This is a genomic window from Spirilliplanes yamanashiensis, assembly GCF_016863475.1.
Lineage (GTDB): Bacteria > Actinomycetota > Actinomycetes > Mycobacteriales > Micromonosporaceae > Spirilliplanes > Spirilliplanes yamanashiensis.
Window position 1 is genome coordinate 54,758 of sequence record NZ_BOOY01000019.1, and the last position, 20,291, is coordinate 75,048.

The window sequence follows — 20,291 nt, forward strand, 5'->3', positions numbered from 1 at the left end:
CGGGCCCCGGCATGGGTACGGTCGGCGGGTGCCCCGCCTGCTGCTCATCGAGGACGACCCCGCCATCCGGACCAACCTGCTGCGCGCGCTGCGCGAGCGCGGCCACGCCGTCGCCGCCGAGGGCACCGCGATGGCGGGCCTGCAGACGGCCCTCGCCGAGCGCCCCGACCTGGTCGTGCTCGACCTGGGCCTGCCCGACCTGGACGGCCTGGAGCTGCTGCGGATGCTGCGCGCGGTCAGCGCCGTGCCGGTCATCGTGGCGACCGCCCGCGACGACGAGACGGTCATCGTCCGGGCGCTCGACGCGGGCGGCGACGACTACGTGGTCAAGCCGTTCACCGCCGCCCAGCTCGACGCCCGCATCCGGGCGGTGCTGCGCCGCGGCGGGCCCGGCCGCGACGCCGGGGAGGTGCACGTCGTCGGCGGGCTGCGCATCGACGTCGGCGCCCGCCAGGCCACCCTCGACGGCGCCGGCCTCGACCTGACGCCGCGCGAGTTCGACCTGCTCGTGCACCTGGCCGGGCGGGCCGGGCAGGTGGTCACCAAGCGGGAGCTGCTCACCGAGGTGTGGCAGGTGCCGTACGGCGGGGCCGACAAGACTGTGGACGTGCACCTGTCGTGGCTGCGCCGCAAGCTCGGCGAGTCCGCGCAGGAGCCGCGCTACCTGCACACGGTGCGCGGCGTCGGGGTCCGGCTGAGCGCCCCGTGAAGGCCCGGCTGAGGATCCTCGTCGCCGCCACCACGCTGCTCGTGCTGGTGGCGTTCCTGGTGCCGCTGGCCCTGCTGGTGCGCTCGTTCGCCGAGAACCAGGCGATGAGCGCGGCGAACACCAGCGTGCAGGCGGTGCGGCCGCTGCTGGGCGTCGCCGACCCGGACGACGTGCGCCAGGCGCTGGTCGGGCTGCCGGGCGTCACCGTCTACCTGCCGGACGGGCAGGTGCTGGGCGCGCGCGCCCCGCGTACCCCCGCCGTGGAGCTGGCCGCCCGCGGCGGCCGCAGCTTCACCGCGCTGGTCCCGGAGGGCCGCGAGATCGTCTTCGCGGTGCGCGGCGGCGCCGGCACCGCGGTGATCCGCACCCTGGTCACGAACGAGGAACTGACCCGCGGCGTCACCCAGGCGTGGCTGCTGCTGGCCGGGCTGGGCCTGGCGCTGGTGGTGATCGGCCTGGTGGTCGCCGACCGGATCGCCCGCGGGCTGATCCGGCCGATCACCGAGCTGAGCACGGTCTCGCACCGGCTCGCGGGCGCCGACCTGGGCGCCCGCGCGCTGCCCGCCGGGCCGCCCGAGCTGCGCGAGGTCGCCAAGGCGCTCAACCACCTGGCGCGGCGCATCCAGGAGCTGCTGCGCGCCGAGCGCGAGGAGGTGGCCGACCTGTCGCACCGGCTGCGCACCCCGCTGACCGCGCTGCGGCTGGAGGCCGAGTCGCTCGCCGACCCGGCCGACGCCGCCCGGATCACCGACCACGTCGACGCCCTCCAGCGCGCCGTCACCGACCTGATCGAGCAGGCCCGCCGCCGCAGCGACGACCGCCCCGCCGCCGAGCAGCGCTGCGACGCCACCGCGATCGTCCGCGACCGGGTGGCGTTCTGGCAGGTGCTGGCCGACGACACCGGCCGCGCGGTCACCGCCGCGCTGCCCGACGGGCCGCTGCCGGTGGCGGTGGCCTGGGACGACCTGGCCGCCGCCCTGGACGCGCTGCTCGGCAACGTCTTCGCGCACACCCCCGACGGCACCGACTTCTCGGTGCGGCTGGCGGCGGCCCCGGGCGGCGGGGCGACGCTGGAGGTCGCCGACGCCGGGCCGGGCTTCCCCGGCGGCGCGGCGCCCGCCCGCGGCGACAGCGGCGCCGGCTCCACCGGGCTGGGGCTGGACATCGCCCGGCGCGCGGCCGCCACCTTCCGCGCCGGCAACGCCCCGGGCGGCGGCGCGGCCGTCACGCTGACGCTGCCGCCGGCCTAATCACAGCGGCTCGGGCACGTCCGCGCACAGGTACTCGGCCGACTCCAGCAACTCGGCGGTCAGCCGCACCCCGGTGAGCTTCCCGGCCAGCTCCAGCGCGCCCTCCACCGGGGCGGCCGGGAACTCCGCCGTGGGCGACAGGTCGCGCAGCACCACCCCGTCGGCCACGTGCACGAACTGGTCGCCGCCGACGATGTTGCGGTAGTGCGCGACCAGCTCCGAGCCCGCGGACAGCGGCCCGTACACGTCCTCGGTGACGCCCAGGTAGCCGTAGGGCTCGACGATCAGCGACCACCCGGGCAGCTGGGTGACGGCCACGAACTCCTCGTCGCCGGGGGCCGGCTCCAGCACGGCGGCCAGGCCGGTGGCCGGGCGCACGCCGGTGCCGTCGAGCCGGTCGATCACCTCGCGGGGGCTCAGCCCGGCGACGAGGGTCAGGCAGTACGCCTCCGCCAGGGCGGCGCAGCGGTCGGTGAACCAGGCGTAGGACATCCGCAAATCGTGGCACAGCGGACCTTTACCTGACCTTAGGGGTCACACAGCGCGGCGTTGGCGCAGATCGCGGGACGGTGTCGTCAGTCAGGCAGCACCCGTGGACACGGAAGGTTCGATCATGATGCAGAAGAAGGCAGTCCTCGCCCTCGCCGCCGGCTCCCTCGCCGCGGTCGCGATCGGCGGCACGGCGGCGATGGCCGCCGGCGGCGACCGGCCCGCCACGGCGCGGCTCGGTGCCGCGGAGCCGGTCCCGCTGGACAGCGGGTCGCCCAGCGCGGACCCGTCGGAGTCGGCGTCGCCCTCGGCCTCCGCCTCGCCCTCGGAGTCGGCGTCGGCGTCCGCGTCGCCGTCCTCCTCGTCCAGTTCCGCCACCGCCACCGCCACCGGCGCGATCAGCGTCGAGCGGGCCGGGCAGATCGCGCTCAACCGGGTCGGCGGCGGCCGGGTCACCGACGTCGAGGGCGAGACCGAGCACGGCCGCGCCGTCTGGGACGTCGAGGTGGTCGCGGGCGGCGTCGAGCACGAGCTGGACATCGACCGGCAGACCGGCGAGGTGGTCCGGCACCGCACGGACGCGTCCGACGACAGCGACGACAGCGACGGCCGCGACGACAGCGACGGCCGCAGCGACGACAGCAGCGACGACAGCGGCAGCGACGACAGCGGCCACGACCGGGCCGACGACGATGACGATGACGACGACAGCGGGCGCGGGCACGGGCGTGGCCGCGGCGGCGACGACGACTGATCCCACCCGCACGGAAGCGGCCCCGGGTGCTCTGTGGAGCGCCCGGGGCCGTTCCGCCTCAACGGAGGAGGTCACGCACCGGTGTAGAGGAGCCGGTTCGGGGAGCCGGTGCCCGGGCTGGTCACCACGCCGGTCGTGGCCTTGCCGACCAGGGCGTCGCGCACCTGCTGCGGGGTGGCGCCGGTGTTGCCCGACAGGTACAGGGCGGCCGCGCCGACCACGTGCGGCGTCGCCATCGACGTGCCGCTGATCGTGTTCGTGGCGGAGTTGCTCGTGTACCAGGTGGACGTGATCGACGAGCCCGGCGCGAAGATGTCCAGGCAGGTGCCGTAGTTGGAGTACGAGGCGCGGGCGTCGGTGCTGGTCGTGGCGCCGACGGTGATGCCGGCCGCGACCCGCGACGGCGAGCTGTTGCAGGCGTTGGCGTTCGAGTTGCCGGCGGCCAGGCCGTAGGTGATGCCGCGGGCGATCGAGTTGGCGACGGCCGTGTCCAGGGCGGAGCTGACGCCGCCGCCGAGGCTCATGTTCGCCACGGCCGGGCGGGTCGCGTTGTTGGTGACCCAGTTGACGCCCGCAATGACGCCGGCGTTGGTGCCGCTGCCGGAGCAGTTCAGGACCCGCACGCCGACGAGCCGGACGCCCTTGGCGACGCCGTGCACGCTGCCGCCGACCGTGCCCGCGACGTGGGTGCCGTGGCCGTTGCAGTCGTCGGCGCTGCCGCCGTCGACGGCGTCGTAGCCGCTCACCGCGCGCCCGCCGAACTGGCTGTGGCCGAACCGGATGCCGGTGTCGATGATGTAGGCCGTCACGTTGCTCGCGGTCGTCGAGTACGTGTACGTGGTGCTCAGCGGCCGGTTGCGCTGGTCGATGCGGTCGATGCCCCAGGTGGCGCCGGTCTGGGTGGCGGCCAGCGAGACGGTGTGGTTCTGCTCGACGTAGGCGACGGCCGGGTCGGCGGCGAGGCGGCGGGCGGCGGCCTCGCCGATGGTGGCCTCGAAGCCGTTGAGCGCGGTGCCGAAGCTGCGGGCGACGCTGCCGCCGTACCCGCGGGTCAGGCCGGCGGCCCGGGTGGTGACGGCGGCCGCGGCGCCGGGGGTGCCGGCGCGGGCGCCGACGGCGCTGTCCTTGAGCACGACGATGTAGCTGCCGGGCACTGCGGTGGGTCCGCCGGCGAGCCGGATGGTGCCGGACGGGGCGGCGGAGGCGGGAACGGCGACGGCGGCGGTGGCCGTGGTCGCCGCGGCGGCGAGCAGGGCCAGGGTGATCGCCCTGCGGCTGCGCGGTCGGGTCATGCGGTTCCTCCCTGAGGGGCCGAGCCGGTCCGCCGGGGGGCCCGGACCGGGACGGTGAGCGTTGGGCCGATCGTAGGATGTCGATATCCCGGGACGGGCCATCCCGGATGGGCCATATCGCCGCGCAAGCGGACCGATCGTCGCGGGCTTGAGGCACGGCCGCCGATCGCCGATAGGATCACGGGCAGACCCGGCACAGCGCCGCACGCAGCGCGAAACCGGTCAGCATGCGGCGCCGCGTGCGCTTTCGCGGCGTGCCGCCTCTGGCCGCCACGCCGGGTCGCAAATACGCTTCGGTAACTCCGAATTAACAGAAACCCTCAGATAGGCAGGCGGCGTCGATGGCTCTCGAGGTTCCCTACCGCTCCATCCCCGACATGTTCCTGCGCCGGGTCGCGGCGACGCCCGACCACCAGGCCCTGGCGAAACCCACCGCGGACGACACCGGGCTCGACTGGCTCACCTGGTCGCAGGTCGGCGACCGGGCCAAGGCCATCGCCGCCGGCCTGCACACGCTCGGCGTCGGCACGGAGGACCGGGTCTCGATCATCGCCGGCACCAGCCTCGAGTGGGTGCTCGCCGACCTCGGCATCATGCTGGCGGGCGGCGCCACCACCACGGTCTATCCGACCACCGAGCCCGAGGACGCCTGCTACATCATCGGCGACTCCGGCTCGAAGGTGCTGATCGCCGAGAACCCGACCCAGGCGCTGAAGATCTCCGGGGCCGACCTGCCGTCGCTCACCCACGTCGTGCTGCTCGGCGGCCTCGCCGACGCCGCCGCGAACCCGCCGCAGCTCACCCTCGCCGACCTGGAGGAGCGCGGCCGCACCGCCCTCACCGCCGAGCCGGACCTGATCGACCGCCTGACGAAGGACATCGGCCCCGACCACCTCGCCACCCTCATCTACACCTCCGGCACCACCGGCCGGCCCAAGGGCGTCGAGCTGCTGCACGGCGGCTGGTGCTGGGAGGGCGTCGCCCAGGCCGACCTGGGCCTGTTCGAGTCGAGCGACCTGCAGTACCTGTGGCTGCCGCTGTCGCACTCGTTCGGCAAGACGCTGCTCTGCGGCATCATCCACGTCGGCGTGCCCACCTACGTCGACGGCCGGGTCGACAAGCTCGTCGAGATGCTGTCCGTGGTGCGCCCGACGCTCATGTGCGCCGCGCCCCGCATCTTCGAGAAGGTCTACAACCGGGCCGTCACCAACGCCACCGCCGAGGGCGGCGCCAAGGCGAAGATCTTCGGCTGGGCGGTCGCCACCGGCAAGAAGAAGGTCGCGCTCGACCAGGCCGGCAAGCCGGTCCCGGCCGCCCTGCGGCTGCAGTACGGCCTCGCCGAGAAGCTCGTCTTCAGCAAGCTGCAGCAGCGCCTCGGCGGCCGCCTGCGCGTGCTGGTGTCCGGCAGCGCCCCGCTGAGCCGCCAGATCGCCGAGTTCTTCGCCGCCGCGAACCTGCCGATCATGGAGGGCTACGGCCTCACCGAGTCCAGCGCGGCGAACTTCGTCAACCGGCTCGGCAAGCTCAAGATCGGCACGGTCGGCCAGGCGCTCGGCGACCTGGAGTGCCGCATCGACAGCGACGGCGAGGTGCTGCTGCGCGGCGCGCCGGTCATGCGCGCCTACCGCAACCTGCCGGAGGCCACCGCCGAGTCGTTCACCGAGGACGGGTTCTTCCGCACCGGCGACATCGGCCACCTCGACGCCGACGGCTACCTGAGCATCACCGACCGCAAGAAGGACCTGGTCAAGACGTCCGGCGGCAAGTACATCGCCCCGTCGCACATCGAGGGCATGTTCAAGGCGGTCTGCCCGTACACCAGCCAGGCGGTCGTCATCGGCCAGGCCCGCAACTACGTCACCATGCTCATCAGCCTCGACCCCGACGCCATCACCAGCTGGGCGGCGGGCGGCCCGCTGGAGGGCAAGAGCTACGCGGAGATCGTCGCCGCGCCGGAGACCGAGAAGATGGTCGCGGGCTACATCGACGAGCTCAACGGCAAGCTCAACCGCTGGGAGACCATCAAGAAGTTCGCCATCCTCCCCCGCGACCTCACCATCGAGGACGGCGAGATCACCCCGTCGATGAAGATCAAGCGCCGCGGCGTCGAGACCAACTTCGCCGAGCAGATCGACAAGATGTACGCGGGCACCATCGCCGCGATGTGACCCGGGTGCCGGGCCCGCCGGCGGCGACGACCGTCAGCGGGCCCGGCACCGGTCCCGCAGCAGGCAGATCTCCCCGCCGTGGCGCGCTCCCGCTCCCACCCGTCCTGGTCGAGCGTCGCGAGCCCGGCGGGTTACCGCGCGCAGCTGTCGTCGAGCAGGCGGCGGCCCCTCCGCGGCGACATCCCGGCCGCCACCGATCCCTTGACCTGCCCGCGCCGGCGTCGTAGCGTCCTTTAAACCAGACGGTTGAAACGAGGACCAGGATGCCGCTCGACCGGGTCTTCGCGGCCCTCGCCGACCCGACCCGCCGCGACATGGTGGCGCGCCTGTCGGTCGCCGACGCCACCGTCAACCAGCTCGCCGAGCCGTACCGGATGAGCCTGCAGGCGGTCTACAAGCACCTGCGGGTGCTGGAGGAGGCCGGCGTGGTGAGCCGCCCGCCCGGGCCGCAGCCCCGCCCCGTGCGGCTGGAGATCGGAGCGCTGGACGAGATGGACGAGTGGATCGAGCGGTACCGCCGCCGGGCCGAGCAGCGCTACCAGCGCCTCGACCACCTGCTGGCCGAGCTGGCGGACGAGGACCGCAACGGGGACCGCGACGGGGAGCCTCGGCCGTGACGCGCATCGAGGCGGACCCCGCGCTGCCGATCATCCGCATCACCCGGGACTTCCGGGCCACCCCCGAGCGGCTGCTGCGGGCGCACACCGACCCGGAGCTGTACGCCCGGTGGGTCGGCCCGGACGGCATGCACACGCGCATCGAGCAGTGGGACGCCCGCACCGGCGGCAGCTACCGGTTCGTGTCCGTGCGGGACGGCGCCGAGTACGCCTTCCGCGGCTGCTTCCACGAGATCCGGCCGGACCGCATCGTGCGGACGTTCACGTGGGAGGGCGACCCCGACGGGGTGGCCCTGGAGACGCTGCGCTTCGAGGACCTGGGCGGCGGCACGACCCGCCTGCACACGCAGTCGCTGGTGGAGAGCTTCGAGAGCCGCGACGCCTGGCTGCGCAGCGGCATGGAGACCGGCCTCGACGACGGGTACGCGAAACTGGAGAGGATGCTGGCCGATGGAACTGTCTGAGCTGAGCCCCGCGGAGCGGCACCGCCGCATCGGCGGCACGTTCACCGACCGGGTGCGCGGCACGAAGGACTGGGACGCCCCGGCGCCGGTGGCCGGCTGGACCGCCCGCGACGTCGTCGGCCACCTCGTCGAGTGGTTCCCGTCGTTCCTCGCCGCCGGTTCGGACGTGCGGCTGCCAGCGGGCCCGGCCGTGGCCGACGACCCGGCCGGCGCGTGGCAGGCGCAGGTCGACGGCGTGCAGGCGGTGCTGGACGACCCGGCGACCCCGCAGCGGACGCTGACCAACCGGCACATCGGCGACGTCCCGCTGGACCAGGCGATCGACCGGTTCTACACCAGCGACGTGTTCATGCACACCTGGGACCTGGCCCGCGCCACCGGCCAGGACGACCGGCTCGACCCGGGCTTCTGCGCCGCCCTGCTGGCCGGCATGGAGCCGATGGACGAGGTGCTGCGCGCCTCGGGCCAGTACGGCCCGCGGGTGGCCGTGCCCGGCGACGCCGGCGTGCAGGCCAGAATGCTCGGCTTCATCGGCCGCGACCCGTTCTGGACGCCCGCCTGAGCGGCGGTCGGGCGGCCGTCAGGCGATGACCTCGGCGGTGCGCCACGACGGGCGCGGCGCGTGGTCGAGGCCCAGGCGCACCCCCGCCAGCCGGCTCACGGCCTCGGTGAGGTCGGCGGCGGGCAGGGTGAACGGCAGGCGCAGGAAGCGTTCGAGGGTGCCGTCGAGGCCGAACCGGGGCCCGGGCGCCAGGCGCACGCCGACCTCCTCGGCCGCGCGGGCCAGCGCGCTGGACACCGGGCCGTCGAGCTCGGCCCACAGGGTGACGCCGCCGTGCGGGACGGTGACGCGCCACTGCGGCAGCGCCTCGGCGAGGGCGGCGAGGAGGGCGTCGCGCTGGGCGGTGAGCTGGGCGATGCGGGCCGGGACGATGGTGCCGGCGCGGTGCAGCAGCGCGACGGCGACGAGCTGGTCGAGCACGGGGCTGGACATGTCGACGCCGACCCGCAGGGCGGCGAGGCGCTGCACGAGCGGCGCGGCGGCGCGCACCCAGCCGATGCGCAGGCCGCCCCAGTAGGGCTTGCTCATGCCGCCGATCGTGATGACCCGGGAGTGCCGGTCGAACACGGCGACCGGCGGCGGCACGGGCGTGCCGTCGAGCGGCAGGTCGACGAACGACTCGTCGACGACCAGGTCGACCGACGCGGTGTGCGCGGTCGCGGCGAGGCGTTCGCGCAGCTCGGCAGGCATGAGGTGGCCGGTGGGGTTGTGGAACTCGGGGATGACGTACGCCAGCCGGGGGCGGGTCTGGCGCAGCGCGCCGAGCAGCAGGTCGGCGTCCCAGCCGGTGGCGGCGTCGACGCCGTGGGTGCTGATCCGGGCGCGCCGGGCGGCGAGCGCGGCCAGCGCGTTCGGGTACGTGGGCGACTCGACCAGCACCGGCGAGCCGACCGGCACGCACAGCCGCAGCACCAGGTCCAGCGCGTGCTGGGTGCCGCTGGTGATCATGATCTGCTCGGGGGCGGTGGGCAGGCCCCGCGCGGTGTAGCCGGCGGCGACGGCCTCGCGCAGCTCGTGGATGCCGGTCGGGTGGTAGCCGGTGGAGTGCAGGTGCCGGGGCAGCTGCTCGGCGGCCTCGCGGGCGGCCTCGACGACCTCGGCGGGCGCGGACAGCGCGGCCACCCCCAGGTCGAGCATGTCCAGGTCGTCGACGGGGGTCCACAGGCCGGAGCTGGCCACGCGGTGGCCGCGGGGCAGGGTGGTCCAGCTGCCGGCGCCGCGCCGGCTGGTGAGGTGGCCGCTGTCGCGCAGCGTCCGGTACGCCGCGCTGACGGTGGTGCGGCTGACCGCGAGCGCCTCCGCCAGCTCCCGCTCGGCGGGCAGGCGCACCCCGAGCGGGAGGCGGCCGTCGGCGAGCAGGCCGCGCACGGTGCCGGCGAGGGCGGCGTAGTCGGGGCTGCGGCGGCGGCCCGGCAGGGCGTGCCAGTGGCCCAGGAGCCGGGCCAACTGGTCGCCGCGTACGGTGCTGGTCACGTCCACTCCCCCACGATTGGCTCTACCGCCCGGCGGTATTGGCCTTGAGAGTGGCAGGAGTGAGCGTCGTCAGCAAGACCAATTCCCGCCGGTTCGCGCAGCTGCTCGCCGGGCTGGTGCTGTACGGCGCCAGCATGGCCCTGATGATCCAGGCGCACCTCGGCCTGAACCCGTGGGACGTGTTCCACCAGGGCCTCGCCGAGTCCACCGGCCTGCGCTTCGGCCTGGTCGTCATCGCCGCCAGCGTGGCCGTGCTGCTGCTGTGGATCCCCCTGCGCCAGCGCCCCGGCGTCGGCACCATCGCCAACGTGCTCGTCATCGGCGTCGCCGTCGAGGCCACGCTGGCGGTGCTGCCCGCGCCGGGCGCCCTGTGGGCCCGCGCCGGGTTCCTCGTCGGCGGGGTGCTGCTCAACGGCGTCGCCACCGGCATGTACATCGGGGCGCGGCTCGGCCCCGGCCCCCGCGACGGCCTGATGACCGGCATCGTGGCCCGCCGCCCCGGGCTGTCCGTGCGGCTGGTGCGCACCGCCATCGAGGTGCTCGTGCTCGCCGTCGGCTGGCTGCTCGGCGGCACCGTCGGCCTCGGCACCGTGCTGTACGCGGTGGCGATCGGCCCGCTGGCCCAGGTGTTCCTGCCGCTGTTCACGGTCCCGGGGCCGGCCGCGCGGCGGCGGCCGGCCCCGGAGCCCGAGGATCAGTCCAGCGGGCGGTAGTTCACACCGGCCGCGTCGAGCCGGGCGATGTGCTCCGCCAGCCGGGTGCGGAAGTCGGCGACGTCGCCGCCCTCGCCCGACCAGCCGACCTCCGCCAGCGCGGCCAGCCGCGGGTACGTGCGGTACTCGACCAGCTCCGGCGTCGGCACGTACTCGCTCCACACCTGCGCCTGCACGCCGAGCACCCGGCCCGGCCCGTCCGCCAGCCCGTCGGGCGTCGGGCGGTAGCCGTACACCTTCTCGATCGGGGTGGTGCCGCGGATGGCGAGCGGCTCGTCCGGCGAGTCGCTCTCGGCGTAGTCGAGGTAGGTGTGGGTGTGCGGGGCGGCGACCACCTCGTGGCCGGCGGCCAGCGCCGCGTGCACCCGCTCCTCGCCCTGCCAGCCGAAGATGACCGCGTCGCTCTGCACGCCGCGCTCCAGCAGCTCGTCCCAGACGGCGATGCGCCGGCCGTGCCCGGCCAGGTGCTTGGCCATCTCGGCCGCCCACCAGCCCTGCAGCTGGTCGACGCCGGTCAGGCCCAGCTCGCGCACCCGCGCCTGGGCGACCTCGCTCTCCTGCCACTCGACCGTCGGGCACTCGTCGCCGCCGATGTGCACGATCTCGAACGGGAAGATCTCCACCAGCTCGTCGAGGACGTCCTTCATGACGCCCAGGGTGGCGTCGGAGTTGTTCAGGACGTGCTCGGAGATGCCCCAGTACGTCATGACGCCGAGCTGCCGGTCCGGGTGGTTGCCCAGCTCCGGGTACGCGGCGATGGCGGCCTGCATGTGCCCGGGCAGGTCCAGCTCCGGCATGATCCGCACCCCGCGGCGGGCGGCGTAGGCGACCAGGTCGCGCAGCTCGTCCTGGGTGTAGAAGCCGCCGTGCGGGACGCCGTCGCGGCGGTCCTCGTTGGCGTGCCCGGCGCTGGACTCCGTGCGGTACGCCCCGACCTCGGTCAGCCGCGGGTACTTGCGCACCTGGAAGCGCCAGCCCTGGTCGTCGGTGAGGTGCAGGTGCAGGGTGTTGAGCTTGTGCGCCGCCATCAGGTCGACGAACCTGCGCACGAAGCCGATCGGGTGGCACCAGCGGGCCACGTCGAGCAGGGCGCCGCGCCACGCGTACGCGGGCACGTCCTCGATCTCGGCGGCGGCGACCCGCCACTCGGCGCCCGGCGCGGGCGCGGCGCCGAAGACGGCGGCGGGCAGCAGCTGGCGCAGCGTCTGCACCGCCCAGCGCAGGCCCGCCTCGGTGTGGGCGACGGCGGTGACCCCCTCGGGGGTGACGGAGAGCCGGTAGCCCTCCGGGCCGAGCGTGGGCTCGTCGGCGACGGTGAGGGCGATGACGCCGGGGCCGGGGGCGGCCGCGTCCGGCAGCGGCAGGCCGGTGGCCGGCCCCAGCAGCTCACGGACGAGGTCGGCGACGCCCGCCGGGGCGGCCAGGGCGGTGTCGGCGGTGAGCACGAAGTGACCCGTCTGGGGGGTCAGTGCACGGGGCGAGGGAACGAGCATGACGATCACTAGACCACATCCGCTTCCGGCGGGCAGAGGCGCGCGGCATCATTGGCGCATGGGGGCCGGGGACTGGCAGTGGACCGACGCGTGGATCTTCGTGGCGGCGGTCATCGCCGAACGCCTGGAGCGCGACCGGGCGGCGGCGGCCGCCCTGCCCGTCGCGGGCGCCACCCTCGCCGACGTGCTCGCCGCGGCCGCGTTCCTGCACGACGGGGTGCCCGGCCGCGACGACCTGGAGAACGCCGTCCGCCGCCTCGCCGGCGCCGGCCTGCTCACCGTCGACGACGACATGGTCACCGTCGCGCCCGCCGGCGAGCAGCTGTGGCGCACCCGCCCGTTCCGCGGCCTGTCGTCCGCGGTGGTCACGATGCAGACCCAGCTCAACCGGGTCGCCAAGCCCGGCATGGCCACCTGGGCGCTGGACGAGCCGACGTACGCGGCCGCCCTGCTGGAGTACAGCCGCCGCGACGGCGCCTGACTCAGCGCACCGGGTGGCCGGCGGCGCGCAGGCCGTCCTTCACCGCGCCGATGCTCAGCTCGCCGAAGTGGAACACGCTCGCGGCGAGGACCGCGTCGGCGCCCGCCTCGACCGCGGGCGGGAAGTGCTCGACGGCGCCCGCGCCGCCGCTGGCGATGACCGGGATGTCGACGACGGCGCGGACCCGGGTGATGAGGTCGAGGTCGAAGCCGGCCTTCGTGCCGTCGGCGTCCATGGAGTTGAGCAGGATCTCGCCGGCGCCCAGCTCGGCGACGCGGGCCGCCCAGGCGACGGCGTCGAGGCCGGTGCCGCGGCGGCCGCCGTGGGTGGTGACCTCGAAGCCGCTGCCGGTGGCGTCGCTGCGGCGCACGTCGAGGGAGAGCACGAGGACCTGGTTGCCGAACCGGCCGGCGATCTCGGCGATCAGCTCGGGGCGGGCGATGGCGGCCGTGTTGACGCCGACCTTGTCGGCGCCGGCGCGCAGCAGGGTGTCGACGTCGCCGACCGACCGCACACCGCCGCCGACGGTGAGCGGGATGAAGACGGTCTCGGCGGTGCGGCGCACCACGTCGAGCATCGTGCCGCGGTCGTCGGAGGACGCCGTCACGTCGAGAAAGGTCAGCTCGTCGGCGCCCGCCGCGTCGTACGCCGCGCCCAGCTCCACCGGGTCACCGGCGTCGCGCAGGTCGACGAAGTTGACACCCTTGACCACCCGGCCCGCGTCCACGTCCAGACATGGGATCACCCGCACCGCCACCGTCATGCGGCCACCCTAACCAGGCCGCCCGGGGCGGTCGCGCGAGTATCCCGGCGCATCGCACCCAGTAGGACGCCCCCGACGACCAGGACGCCGCCGACGCGATGCCGAAGACGGGCAGGAGCATCGAGAACGGGGCGACGGCGGAGGCGCCGTGCCGCCGGATGAGGGCGCCCCAGACGCCGAACCCGGCGAGGGTGGACAGCCCGGCGATGAACAGCAGCGCCAGCACGGCCCGGCGGCCACCGGCTGGCGGGCGGCGCGCCGGTGCGATGGCGCAGCTGACCCTGGTCGCGGCCGGGCTCGGCGGGGCGATGCTGCCCCGGCCGGCCCGGCCGGTGCTGCCCGCCGGGGTGTGCGTGGTGCCGGTGGTGCGGCCCGTGCCGACCCGCCGGGTGGTGGTGGCGTGGCGCGAGGCGTCCGGCCCGCGGCCCGCCGTGCGGGCCGCGGTGGCGGCGCTGCGGTCCGCCTGGGATCAGGCCGAGCGCAGTGCCGCCAGGGCCTCGGCCACGGTGAACGCGCCCGCGTAGAGCGCCTTGCCCGCGATGACGCCCTCGACGCCGACCGGCTCCAGCGTGGCCAGGGCGCGCAGGTCGTCCAGGGTGGACACGCCGCCGCTGGCGATGACCGGGGCGGCGGTGCGGGCGCAGACGTCGCGCAGCAGGTCCAGGTTCGGGCCCGTCATCATGCCGTCCTTCTTGATGTCGGTGACGACGTAGCGGGACGCGCCCGCCTTGTCGAGGCGCTCCAGCACCTCCCACAGGTCACCGCCGTCGCGGGTCCAGCCGCGCGCCGACAGGGTGCGGCCGCGCACGTCGAGGCCGATGGCGACGCGGTCGCCGTACTCGCCACAGACCCGGTCGCACCACTCAGGGTCCTCCAGTGCGGCCGTGCCGATGTTGACCCGGGCGGCGCCGGTGGCCAGCGCGCGGGTCAGCGACGCGTCGTCGCGGATGCCGCCGGACAGCTCCACCTTCACGTCGAGCCGGCCGACCACGTCGGCGAGCAGCTCGGCGTTGGAACCGCGGCCGAACGCGGCGTCGAGGTCCACGAGGTGGATCCACTCGGCGCCGTCGGCCTGCCACGCCAGGGCGGCCTCGGTCGGGTCGCCGTAGGCGGTCTCGGAGCCGGCGGCGCCCTGGACGAGGCGGACCGCCTGGCCGTCGGCGACGTCGACGGCGGGCAGGAGCTGGAGGGTCACGGGCGGGTTCTCCTAGAGCGGCTAGATGCGGCGGCCGAGGGCCACGACGACGAACACGGGCAACGCGAGCAGCAGCACCGCGATGAGCACGAGGCGCAGGGTGGGGTCCGGCACCAGGTAGAAGATGGCGCCGATCGCGAGCAGGGTGAGGATGACGATGCCGGCCCGCTGCGCGCGCGTGCGGCGCGGCTGCATCCGGCCGACGCGGCCGCGCCGGGGCAGCCGCGGCGTCAGCGCGCGGGTCAGCGCCCGGCGTCGGGCGCGGCGGGCGACCTGGCGGGCGCGGCGCTGCCGCTGCGCCGCCGCGGCGGCCTCCCGTTCGGCCCGGCGCCGGGCCCGCTCCTTGCTCACCACCGCGGCCTCACAGGGCGTCGACCCAGTTGCGCAGCAGCTGCGCGCCGGTGTCGGCGGACTTCTCCGGGTGGAACTGCGCCGCCGACAGCGGCCCGTGCTCCACGACCGCGGCGAACGGCCCGCCGTGGGTCGCGGTGGTCACCACCGCGTCGCCGAGGGCGTCGAGGTCCGAGGCCGCGTACGAGTGGACGAAGTAGAACCGCGACCCCTCCGGCAGCCCGGCCAGCAGGCGCGAGCCGGCCGGCACGTCGACGGTGTTCCAGCCCATGTGCGGCACCCGGTCGGCGGCCAGCCGGCTCACCGCACCCGGCAGCAGCCCCAGACCCTTGGTGACGACGCCGTGCTCCTCGCCGCGCTCGAACAGGATCTGCATGCCGACGCAGATGCCGAGCACCGGCCGCCCGGCGGCGACCCGGTCGGCGATGACCGGCCCGGCGCCCAGCGCCTCGATGCCGGCCATGCACGCCGCGTAGGCGCCCACGCCGGGCACGACCAGGCCGTCCGCGGCGGCGGCCGCCGACAGGTCGTCGGTGACGGTCACGTCCGCGCCGGTACGGGCGACGGCCCGCTCGGCGGAGCGCAGGTTGCCGGAGCCGTAGTCGAGGATGACGACGCTGGTCACGACCCCTCCCCCGGGATCATCCACAGGATGCCGCCGGCGAGCGCGAGCAGCGCCAGCACTCCGGTCAGCACGATCGAGAACCGGCTGGCGCCCTGCTTGACCAGCGAGATGGTGCCCCCGACGAGGATCCCGCCCAGAATGATCAGCGCGACGCTCACAGGACGCCCTTCGTCGAGGGCAGGGCGCCGGCGTTGCGCGGGTCGATCTCGACGGCCTCGCGCAGCGCCCGGCTGAACGCCTTGAACTGCGTCTCCACGACGTGGTGGGCGTCCGGGTGGCCGCCCTCGCGCGCCGCCCGCAGCACGCTGACGTGCAGGGTGACCCGGGCGGCGTGGCCGAACGACTCGAAGATGTGCCGGGTCATGCTCGTCGGGTAGACCGGGCCGATGTACGGGGCCAGGGCCGGCTCGTCGTGCACCACGTACGGGCGGCCGGACAGGTCGACGGCGGCGCGCACCAGCACCTCGTCCATCGGGATGGTGGCCGAGCCGTACCTCCGGATGCCGGCCTTGTCGCCGAGCGCCCGGTCGAAGGCGGTGCCCAGCGCGATGGCGGTGTCCTCCATCGTGTGGTGGGCGTCGATCTCCAGGTCGCCCTCGCAGCGCACGGTGAGGTCGAAGCCGCCGTGCTTGGCGAGCTGGTTGAGCATGTGGTCGTAGAACCCGACGCCGGTCTGCAGGTCGGCCTTGCCGGTGCCGTCGAGGTCGATCTCGACCAGGACCTTGGTCTCGTTGGTGACGCGCTCGATGCGGGCGGTCCGGCTCATGACAGGGCCTCCAGGAAGGCGTCGGTTTCTTCGGGGGTGCCGGCGGTGACGCGCAGCCAGCCGGGCAGGCCGACGTCGCGGACGAGGACGCCGCGGTCGAGCAGCCGCCGCCACGCCGCCTGCTGGTCGCCGCCGACCTCGAAGAGGACGAAGTTGGCGTCGCTGTCGGCGACGGTCAGGCCGCGGCCGCGCAGCTCGGCGACGATCCGGTCGCGCTGGGCCTTGATGGCCTCGACGGTGGCGAGCAGGGCGTCGCGGTGGGCCAGGGCCGCGCGGGCGGCGGCCTGGGTGAGCGCGGACAGGTGGTACGGCAGCCGCACCAGCTGCACCGCCTCCACCACGGCCGGGTCGGCGGCGAGGTAGCCCAGCCGGCCGCCGGCGAACCCGAACGCCTTGCTCATCGTGCGGGTCACGACGAGCCGCGGGTGGCCGGGCAGCGCGGCGAGGGCGCTGGCCGTGCCGGGGCGGGCGAACTCGGCGTACGCCTCGTCGACGACGACCATGCCGGGCGCGGCGTCGAGCACGGCGTCGACGACGGCCGGGTCGAGGGCGGTGCCGGTCGGGTTGTTCGGCGAGCACAGGAACACCACGTCGGGGCGGTGCTCGGCCAGCGCCGCGACCGCCGCCTGCGGCGTCAGCCCGAAGTCGGGGCCGCGCAGCGCCCCCACCCAGCGGGTGCCGGTGCCCTTGGCGAGCAGCGGGTGCATCGAGTACGACGGCCCGAAGCCCAGCGCGGTGCGCCCCGGCCCGCCGAACGCCTGCAGCAGCTGCTGCTGGATCTCGTTGGACCCGTTGGCCGCCCACACCTGCGCCGGCTCCACGCCGAGGTAGCCGGCCAGGTCGGTGCGCAGCGCGACGGCGTCCCGGTCGGGGTAGCGGTTGAGGTCGCGCAGCTCGGCGTGCAGCGCCTTGCCGATGGCCTCGACCACGGCGTCCGGCACCGGGTACGAGTTCTCGTTGGTGTTCAGCCGCACGGCCACGTCGAGCTGCGGTGCGCCGTACGCGGTCAGCCCCCGCAGCTCGTCGCGCAGCGGCAGGTCGTCGAGCGTGGTCACGAGCCGAACCTCGCCGTCACCGCTTCGCCGTGCGCGGGCAGGTCCTCGGCGTTCGCCAGGGCGACGACGTGCCCGGCGACCTCGCGCAGCGCCGCGGCGTCGTAGTCGACCACGTGGATGCCGCGCAGGAACGACTGCACGCTCAGCCCGGACGAGTGCCGGGCGCAGCCGCCGGTGGGCAGCACGTGGTTGGACCCGGCGCAGTAGTCGCCGAGCGACACCGGCGCGTACGCCCCGACGAAGATCGCCCCGGCGTTGCGCACCCGCATGGCGACGTCGCGCGCGTCGGCGGTCTGGATCTCCAGGTGCTCGGCGGCGTACGCGTCGACGACCTGCAGGCCGTGCTCGACGTCGTCGACGAGCACGACGCCGGACTGCTCGCCGGTCAGCGCGGTGTGCACCCGCTCGGCGTGCTTGGTGGCCGGGGCCCGCTTGCCCAGCTCGACGTCGACCGCGTCGGCCAGCGCCACCGACGGCGTGACCAGCACGGACGCCGCCAGCGGGTCGTGCTCGGCCTGGCTGATCAGGTCGGCGGCGACGTGCACCGGGTCGGCGGTGTCGTCGGCGAGGATGGCGATCTCGGTGGGGCCGGCCTCGGCGTCGATGCCGACGGTGCCGCGCAGCATGCGCTTGGCGGCGGTGACCCAGATGTTGCCCGGGCCGGTGATGACGTCGACGGGCTCGCACCGGTCGGCCTCGTCGGCGCCGTCGGAGCCGTAGCCGAGCATGGCGACGGCCTGGGCGCCGCCGACGGCGTACACCTCGGTGACGCCGAGCAGGTGGCAGGCGGCCAGGATGGCGGGGTCAGGCAGTCCGTCAGATGATTGCGGCGGGCTCGCCACGACCAGCGACTCGACGCCCGCGACCTGGGCCGGGACGACGTTCATGACGACGGTGGACGGGTAGACGGCCAGGCCGCCCGGCACGTACAGCCCGACGCGGCGCACCGGCACCCAGCGTTCGGTGACCGTGCCGCCCGGCACGACCTGGGTGGTGACGTCGCGGCGGCGCTGGTCGCCGTGCACCTTGCGGGCCCGCTCGATGGCCTCGACCAGCGCGGCACGCACGGCCGGGTCGAGCGCCTCGGCGGCCGCGGCGATCGCCTCGGCCGGCACCCGCAGGCGCTCCAGCTCGACGCCGTCGAACCGGGCGGTGGCGTCCCGGATGGCGCTGAACCCATGCTCGCGGACCGCCTCGACGACCGGGCGGATCTTCTCGACCGCGACGGAGACGTCGAGCTGGGCACGGGGCAGCAGACCGCGCGGGTCCCGGCGGGAGCCGCGCAGGTCGATCCGGTTCAACACGCGGTCGAGTCTAGGCCGCATCCCACGGACCGGACCGGCGCCGGTCCGCCCACTGAGACGAGGATCGCGCGGGCCCCCGGAAAAGATTCTCCGGGCGGGATGTCGATCCGTGCCGGGGTGCTTCGTCGTGGTCACGATGGCGCGGACGGATCCGTGCCCGACGAAGGGAGACCGCCGTGCGGTATCTGATGCTGGTCTGCACCGACGACTCGTTCGACGCGGCCCGCGCCGCCGAGCTGGAGGGCGAGGGCGCCTCGGCCATGGACTGGGTGCAGGAGATGGACCGCCGCGGCGTCCGGCTGATCGGCGAGCGCACCCGCCCGGCGAGCGACGCCACGACGGTGCGGATCCGGGACGGCAGGCTGCTGGTCACCGACGGGCCGTACGCGGAGACGAAGGAGCACATCGCGGGCTTCGACGTGCTGGAGTGCCGCGACCTGGACGAGGCGATCGAGGTGGCGTCGAAGCACCCGATGGCCCGCGCCGGGCTGCTCGAGCTGCGCCCGTTCTGGCCCTGACATGGGCGTCGACGAGATCCTGGCGGCCACCCACCGCGACGAGTGGGGGCGCATCGTGGCGACCCTGCTGCGGCTGACGGGCGACCTGGACCTCGCCGAGGAGTGCGCCCAGGACGCGTTCGCGCGGGCGCTGGAGCGCTGGCCCGCCGACGGCGTGCCGGACCGGCCGGGCGCGTGGCTCACCGCCACCGCCCGGAACCGGGCCGTCGACCGGCTGCGGCAGGACGCCGCCGAGCAGCGCCGGCTGCTGCGCGCGACGCGGGAGCCCGCGCCGCAACCGGCGCCCGCCGCGGACTTCCCGGACGACCGGCTGCAGCTGATGTTCCTGTGCTGCCACCCGGCGCTGAGCCGGGAGGCGCAGGTGGCGCTGACGCTGCGCAGCCTGGCGGGGCTGGGCACCGCCGAGATCGCCCGGGCGTTCCTGGTGCCGGAGGCGACGATGGCGCAGCGGCTGGTCCGCGCCAAGAACAAGATCCGGTACGCGGCGATCCCGCCGGTCACGGCCGAGCACCTGCGCCCGGAGCGCACGGTCGCCGTCGAGGCGGTGCTGTACCTGATCTTCACGGCGGCGTTCCCGGACCGGCACGCCCTGGCCGACGAGGCGATCCGGCTGGCCCGGGTGCTGGTGACGCTGACCCCGGGCGACCCGGAGCCGGAGGGCCTGCTGGCCCTGATGCTGCTGCACGACGCCCGCCGCGCCGCCCGCACCGACGCGGCCGGCGACCTGATCCCGCTGCCCGACCAGGACCGCACGGCGTGGGACGCCGCCCGCACCGCCGAGGGCCTGGCCGTGCTGGACACGGCGCTGGCGCGCCGCTCCCCCGGCCCGTACCAGGTGCAGGCCGCCATCGCCGCCTGCCACGCCACCGCGGACAGCGCGGCCACCACCGATTGGGAACAGATCGCCCGCCTCTACGAACACCTGGAGCAGACCCCCGTCGTCCGCCTGAACCGCGCGGTGGCGGTCGCCGAGTGGAAGGGCCCGGCGGTCGCGCTGGCCCTGGTCGACGACCTCGACCTGCCCGGCTACCACCTCCTCCCGGCCACCCGCGCGGAGCTGCTGCGCCGCCTCGGCAGGACACGAGAGGCGAAGGCCGCCTACGCGCTGGCGCGGGAGCTGGCCCCCACCGAGGCCGAACGCAGATTCCTGCAACGCCGAGCCGACGACCTCTGAGAAACCAGGTCAGGGTTCCGGGGGCGGGGTGACCCGCGGAGGGATCAAGCCTGACCGCCCGGAGCGGGTCACCCC

The 20,291-nt window shown here is 75.1% G+C and carries 24 protein-coding genes; 12 read left to right on the forward strand and 12 right to left on the reverse strand.

Going from position 1 to position 20,291, the window contains the following annotated elements; all coding sequences use genetic code 11:
* The first annotated feature begins 28 nt into the window (after positions 1-28).
* On the forward strand, positions 29-709 hold the full coding sequence (locus Sya03_RS13535) for a response regulator transcription factor (RefSeq protein ID WP_203938620.1): 681 nt from the start codon (positions 29-31) through the stop codon (positions 707-709).
* A complete protein-coding gene (locus tag Sya03_RS13540) occupies positions 706-1,959 on the forward strand; it encodes a HAMP domain-containing sensor histidine kinase (protein ID WP_203938621.1) in 1,254 nt (417 codons plus the stop codon). Before Sya03_RS13535 ends, Sya03_RS13540 begins: the two co-directional genes overlap by 4 nt.
* On the opposite strand, the gene Sya03_RS13545 is transcribed toward Sya03_RS13540, so the two are convergent.
* Positions 1,960-2,451 carry a DUF6461 domain-containing protein gene (locus Sya03_RS13545; protein WP_203938622.1) on the reverse strand — a complete coding sequence of 164 codons (492 nt, stop codon included), beginning with the start codon at positions 2,449-2,451 and terminating at the stop codon, positions 1,960-1,962.
* A gap of 121 nt (positions 2,452-2,572) precedes the next feature.
* On the opposite strand from Sya03_RS13545, the gene Sya03_RS13550 reads away from it, so the two are divergent.
* Complete coding sequence (locus Sya03_RS13550; protein ID WP_203938623.1) at positions 2,573-3,202, forward strand: PepSY domain-containing protein; 630 nt, start codon at positions 2,573-2,575, stop codon at positions 3,200-3,202.
* 71 nt (positions 3,203-3,273) lie between these two features.
* Here the strand turns inward: Sya03_RS13550 and Sya03_RS13555 are convergent, their stop codons facing one another.
* Positions 3,274-4,494: a S8 family peptidase gene (locus Sya03_RS13555; RefSeq protein WP_203938624.1), complete on the reverse strand. Its 1,221-nt coding sequence runs from the start codon at positions 4,492-4,494 to the stop codon at positions 3,274-3,276.
* A 341-nt stretch (positions 4,495-4,835) separates the two neighbouring features.
* Between Sya03_RS13555 and Sya03_RS13560 the strand changes: the two genes are divergently transcribed.
* From Sya03_RS13560 to Sya03_RS13575, 4 genes are all read left to right on the forward strand, one after another.
* Entirely contained in the window at positions 4,836-6,662 is a 1,827-nt protein-coding gene (locus tag Sya03_RS13560; RefSeq protein WP_203938625.1) for an AMP-dependent synthetase/ligase, read from the forward strand.
* 263 nt (positions 6,663-6,925) lie between these two features.
* Positions 6,926-7,279, forward strand: a complete 354-nt coding sequence (locus Sya03_RS13565; RefSeq protein ID WP_203938626.1) for an ArsR/SmtB family transcription factor — start codon at positions 6,926-6,928, stop codon at positions 7,277-7,279.
* Positions 7,276-7,743, forward strand: a complete 468-nt coding sequence (locus Sya03_RS13570; protein WP_203938627.1) for an SRPBCC family protein — start codon at positions 7,276-7,278, stop codon at positions 7,741-7,743. Before Sya03_RS13565 ends, Sya03_RS13570 begins: the two co-directional genes overlap by 4 nt.
* Complete coding sequence (locus Sya03_RS13575; RefSeq protein WP_203938628.1) at positions 7,730-8,305, forward strand: TIGR03086 family metal-binding protein; 576 nt, start codon at positions 7,730-7,732, stop codon at positions 8,303-8,305. The genes Sya03_RS13570 and Sya03_RS13575 overlap by 14 nt, the downstream gene beginning before the upstream one ends.
* Before the next feature lie 18 nt (positions 8,306-8,323).
* On the opposite strand, the gene yczR is transcribed toward Sya03_RS13575, so the two are convergent.
* Entirely contained in the window at positions 8,324-9,778 is a 1,455-nt protein-coding gene (gene yczR / locus Sya03_RS13580; protein ID WP_203938629.1) for a MocR-like transcription factor YczR, read from the reverse strand.
* A gap of 50 nt (positions 9,779-9,828) precedes the next feature.
* Here yczR and yczE point away from each other — a divergent pair, with 50 nt between their 5' ends.
* Positions 9,829-10,491, forward strand: coding sequence for a membrane protein YczE (yczE, locus tag Sya03_RS13585; protein ID WP_203938630.1), 663 nt, complete (start codon positions 9,829-9,831; stop codon positions 10,489-10,491).
* Here yczE and Sya03_RS13590 read toward each other — a convergent pair.
* On the reverse strand, positions 10,473-11,984 hold the full coding sequence (locus Sya03_RS13590; RefSeq protein ID WP_203938631.1) for a beta-N-acetylhexosaminidase: 1,512 nt from the start codon (positions 11,982-11,984) through the stop codon (positions 10,473-10,475). The genes yczE and Sya03_RS13590 overlap by 19 nt on opposite strands.
* Positions 11,985-12,042: 58 nt before the next feature.
* Here Sya03_RS13590 and Sya03_RS13595 point away from each other — a divergent pair, with 58 nt between their 5' ends.
* A complete protein-coding gene (locus tag Sya03_RS13595; protein WP_203938632.1) occupies positions 12,043-12,465 on the forward strand; it encodes a hypothetical protein in 423 nt (140 codons plus the stop codon).
* Position 12,466: 1 nt separating this feature from the next.
* Here the strand turns inward: Sya03_RS13595 and hisF are convergent, their stop codons facing one another.
* The gene (gene hisF / locus Sya03_RS13600; RefSeq protein WP_203938633.1) at positions 12,467-13,228 is read right to left on the reverse strand and encodes an imidazole glycerol phosphate synthase subunit HisF; all 762 of its coding nucleotides are present in this window, start codon (positions 13,226-13,228) and stop codon (positions 12,467-12,469) included.
* Between the two features lie 206 nt (positions 13,229-13,434).
* Here hisF and Sya03_RS13605 point away from each other — a divergent pair, with 206 nt between their 5' ends.
* A complete protein-coding gene (locus Sya03_RS13605) occupies positions 13,435-13,752 on the forward strand; it encodes a LysR substrate-binding domain-containing protein (RefSeq protein WP_239107455.1) in 318 nt (105 codons plus the stop codon).
* On the opposite strand, the gene priA is transcribed toward Sya03_RS13605, so the two are convergent.
* The 7 genes from priA to hisD are packed head-to-tail and all read right to left on the reverse strand — an operon-like array spanning position 13,698 to position 18,524.
* Entirely contained in the window at positions 13,698-14,423 is a 726-nt protein-coding gene (priA, locus tag Sya03_RS13610) for a bifunctional 1-(5-phosphoribosyl)-5-((5-phosphoribosylamino)methylideneamino)imidazole-4-carboxamide isomerase/phosphoribosylanthranilate isomerase PriA (protein WP_203938635.1), read from the reverse strand. The two genes, Sya03_RS13605 and priA, sit on opposite strands and share 55 nt — an antisense overlap.
* A gap of 21 nt (positions 14,424-14,444) precedes the next feature.
* The gene (locus Sya03_RS13615; RefSeq protein WP_203938636.1) at positions 14,445-14,774 is read right to left on the reverse strand and encodes a hypothetical protein; all 330 of its coding nucleotides are present in this window, start codon (positions 14,772-14,774) and stop codon (positions 14,445-14,447) included.
* 10 nt (positions 14,775-14,784) lie between these two features.
* Positions 14,785-15,399: an imidazole glycerol phosphate synthase subunit HisH gene (gene hisH, locus Sya03_RS13620; protein ID WP_203938637.1), complete on the reverse strand. Its 615-nt coding sequence runs from the start codon at positions 15,397-15,399 to the stop codon at positions 14,785-14,787.
* On the reverse strand, positions 15,396-15,557 hold the full coding sequence (locus tag Sya03_RS13625; RefSeq protein WP_203938638.1) for a CG2302 family histidine operon protein: 162 nt from the start codon (positions 15,555-15,557) through the stop codon (positions 15,396-15,398). The genes hisH and Sya03_RS13625 overlap by 4 nt, the downstream gene beginning before the upstream one ends.
* Entirely contained in the window at positions 15,554-16,165 is a 612-nt protein-coding gene (hisB, locus tag Sya03_RS13630) for an imidazoleglycerol-phosphate dehydratase HisB (protein WP_203938639.1), read from the reverse strand. Before hisB ends, Sya03_RS13625 begins: the two co-directional genes overlap by 4 nt.
* Positions 16,162-17,220 carry a histidinol-phosphate transaminase gene (locus Sya03_RS13635; protein WP_203938640.1) on the reverse strand — a complete coding sequence of 353 codons (1,059 nt, stop codon included), beginning with the start codon at positions 17,218-17,220 and terminating at the stop codon, positions 16,162-16,164. Before Sya03_RS13635 ends, hisB begins: the two co-directional genes overlap by 4 nt.
* The gene (gene hisD / locus Sya03_RS13640; RefSeq protein ID WP_203938641.1) at positions 17,217-18,524 is read right to left on the reverse strand and encodes a histidinol dehydrogenase; all 1,308 of its coding nucleotides are present in this window, start codon (positions 18,522-18,524) and stop codon (positions 17,217-17,219) included. The genes Sya03_RS13635 and hisD overlap by 4 nt, the downstream gene beginning before the upstream one ends.
* Positions 18,525-18,700: 176 nt before the next feature.
* Between hisD and Sya03_RS13645 the strand changes: the two genes are divergently transcribed.
* Positions 18,701-19,042: a YciI family protein gene (locus Sya03_RS13645; protein WP_239107456.1), complete on the forward strand. Its 342-nt coding sequence runs from the start codon at positions 18,701-18,703 to the stop codon at positions 19,040-19,042.
* Position 19,043: 1 nt separating this feature from the next.
* Positions 19,044-20,216, forward strand: coding sequence for an RNA polymerase sigma factor (locus Sya03_RS13650; RefSeq protein ID WP_203938642.1), 1,173 nt, complete (start codon positions 19,044-19,046; stop codon positions 20,214-20,216).
* The last annotated feature ends 75 nt before the right edge of the window (positions 20,217-20,291 follow it).